A 3,114-nucleotide genomic window follows, 5' to 3' on the forward strand; every position below is an offset into this window, starting at 1 on the left:
CCGCCCCCCCCCGCCCCGCCGTGGTCGCCGGGGACGACCGCGGTATTAGACGTCGAGGTTGGAGACCGCCAGTGCGTTGCGCTCGATGAAGTCGCGCCGCGGCTCCACGTGATCCCCCATCAGCGTGGTGAAGATCTCGTCGGCGGCCACCGCGTCGTCGATGGTCACCCGCAGGAGGCGGCGGGTCTCCGGATTCATGGTGGTCTCCCAGAGCTGATCCGGATTCATCTCGCCCAGACCCTTGTAGCGCTGAATGGTCTGCCCGCGCTTGGCCTCCTCCATGAGCCAATCCACCGCCTCGCGGAGGCTGCCGACCGGTCTCCGCCGCTCGCCACGGAGCACCTCGGCGCCTTCGTGCAGGAGACCGTCGAGCAGCGAGGCGAGGGCCTTCAGCGTCTCGTACTCCGCCGAGAGGAAGAACTGCGGGTTAAAACGGTACTCCTGATCCAGGCCGTGGCGACGCCGGGTAACGACGGCTTCCTGGAAGCCCCCGTCGGGGCCGCGCTGGACCGTCACGCGATAACGCATGCTGGCATCGGTGGCGGCTTCCACCCGCTCGACCAGCTGTTCGAACCACGCCTGCATGGCCGCGGCATCGGTGATGTCGTCCTCGCCGCGCGGGGCCAGGGTGGTCATCTGCTCGAGGATGGCCGGATCCCAGCGCCGTGAGACGTGCTCGATCAGCTCCATCGCCTCATAGTAACGACGGGCCAGCCGACCCAGGGCCTCGCCGGTGATCGGCGGGGCACCACCGCCGGGGTGGAGGGCGGCGCCGTCAAGGGCCAGCTCCAGCAGGTAATCGGTCAGCTCGCGCTCATCCTTGACGTAGTGTTCCTGCTTACCCCGCTTGATCTTGTACAGCGGGGGCTGGGCGATGTAGACGTTGCCGCGTTCGACCAACTCACGCATCTGCCGATAGAAGAAGGTCAGCAGCAGGGTGCGGATGTGCGAGCCGTCCACGTCGGCGTCGGTCATGATGATGATCCGATGGTAGCGCAGCTTATCCGGATCAAAGTCATCACGGCCGATGCCACAGCCGAGCGCGGTGATCAGGGTGCCCACCTCGGCGGAGGAGAGCATTTTGTCAAAACGCGCCTTCTCCACGTTGAGGATCTTGCCCTTGAGCGGCAGGATCGCCTGGGTGCGCCGGTCCCGTCCCTGTTTGGCAGAGCCGCCGGCGGAGTCGCCCTCCACTAGATAGATCTCCGACTTGGCCGGGTCGCGCTCCTGGCAGTCGGCGAGCTTGCCGGGCAGACCGGCGATGTCCAGGGCGTCCTTGCGCCGGGTCATCTCGCGGGCCTTGCGCGCCGCTTCGCGGGCGCGGCTGGCCTGGATGACCCGCTCGGCGATGGCGCGAGCCTCCGGCGGGTGCTCGGCGAGGAAGGTCTGCAGCGACTCCGAGAGCAGGGATTCGACAATCCCCTTCACCTCGGAGGAGACGAGCTTGTCCTTGGTCTGCGAGGAGAACTTGGGATCCGGCGCCTTGACCGAGACCACGGCGGTCAGCCCCTCGCGGACATCCTCGCCGCTCGGAGTGGACTTGAGCTTCTTCAGGTAGCCCTCGGCCTCCAGGTAACCGTTCACCGTACGAGTCAACGCCCCGCGGAAGCCGGCCAGGTGGGTGCCGCCGTCGCGCTGCGGGATGTTGTTGGTGAAACAGAAGATATTCTCCTGGTAGGAGTCGTTCCACTGCATCGCCACATCCACGCCGACACCGTCTCGCCAGGCGGTGACGTAGAACACCGTCGGGTGCAGCGGGGTCTTGTTGCGGTTGAGGTGCTCCACGAAGGCGCGGATGCCGCCGGTGTACTCGAAGACGTCCTCTTTCTCGGTCCGCTCGTCCTTGAGGACGATGCGCACCCCGGGATTGAGGAAGGAGAGCTCCCGGAAGCGCTTGGCGAGGATGTCGTAGTTGTACTGGACCTCGGTGAAGACGGCCTCAGAGGGCTTGAAGGTGATGCGCGTACCGGTCTGCTCGGTCTCCCCGACGACCTTGAGCGAGGTGACCGGAGCACCGTCGGCATACTCCTGCACGTGGACCTTGCCATCGCGCTCGATGACCAGCCGCAGGCGCTCGGAGAGGGCGTTCACCACCGAGACACCGACGCCGTGCAGGCCGCCGGAGACCTTGTAGCTGTTGTCATCGAACTTACCCCCGGCGTGCAACACGGTCATGATGACCTGCGCCGCGGGGACGCCCTCCTCAGCATGGGTGTCCACCGGGATGCCGCGACCGTTGTCGGTCACGGTGACGGAATGATCCGCGTGGAGGGTGACGGTGATCTCGGAGCAGTGTCCGGCGAGGGCCTCGTCGATGGAGTTGTCGAGGACCTCGAAGACCATGTGGTGGAGGCCCGTGCCGTCGTCCGTATCGCCGATGTACATGCCCGGGCGCTTGCGGACGGCATCGAGCCCGCGCAGCACCTGAATGCTCTCGGAGTCGTACTGCGGCGTAATCTCCGTGGTCATCGATGATTCAGCCTCTCAAGGGGTGCGTCTGGACCGGGGGTCCGGCCGTAAAACGGCATTATACCATCGCTGACAGGCTGCCTTCGCGTACGTCGTACCAGTGGCCCGGGGGCAGATTGACCGGGAGGGCGTCGCCGTCGATGGCGGTCAGGAAGATCTGGGTCGGCTGATCGGTCACGGTGTGCAGCACCGTGCGCAAGTGCACCGGATCGAGTTCGGCAGGCAGATCATCGATCAGGAGCAGGGGCGCCAGACCCTGGCGTGCCCAGAGCTGAACTTCGGCGACCAGCAATGCGACGACCAGCAGCTTCTGCTGGCCCCGGGAAAGGGCGTCGGCGGCAGGGATGCGCTCGCGGCTGAGTAGCAGGTCGGCCCGGTGCGGGCCGCGGTGGGTGAAACCGGCGGTGCGGTCGCGCTCGAGCTGCTCATCGAGGACATCCTCCCACGCGGCTTCGGCGGCAGCGCCCCGATAGTAGCGCAGCTCCAGGTTCTCCAGGCCGAGCCACTGGCGCGCCAGATCGGCCCACGTCGGGCGGAGGGCTTGGATGAAGCGGTGGCGGGCGGCATCGACGGCCGTCGCGCAGTGGATGAGCACAGGGGTCCAGGCTTGCTCGCTGCGGCGGTCACCAACCCGCAGGGCGGCGT

The 3,114-nt window shown here is 66.8% G+C and carries 1 protein-coding gene and 1 pseudogene; both read right to left on the reverse strand.

Features of this window, described 5'->3' with window-relative positions; translation table 11 throughout:
* Positions 1 to 45 precede the first annotated feature (45 nt).
* Positions 46 to 2,469, reverse strand: a complete 2,424-nt coding sequence (gene gyrB, locus LRA98_RS12615; RefSeq protein ID WP_238634246.1) for a DNA topoisomerase (ATP-hydrolyzing) subunit B — start codon at positions 2,467 to 2,469, stop codon at positions 46 to 48.
* Positions 2,470 to 2,527: 58 nt separating this feature from the next.
* Positions 2,528 to 3,114: pseudogene (locus LRA98_RS12620) on the reverse strand (hypothetical protein); the annotation flags it as partial.

Source organism: Halorhodospira sp. M38, assembly GCF_022227985.1.
GTDB lineage: Bacteria > Pseudomonadota > Gammaproteobacteria > Nitrococcales > Halorhodospiraceae > Halorhodospira > Halorhodospira halophila_A.

Bases quoted from the DNA above. Each gene is read 5' to 3' on its own strand.
- gyrB (WP_238634246.1), bottom strand. From the start codon at position 2,469: ATGACCACGGAGATTACGCCGCAGTACGACTCCGAGAGCATTCAGGTG.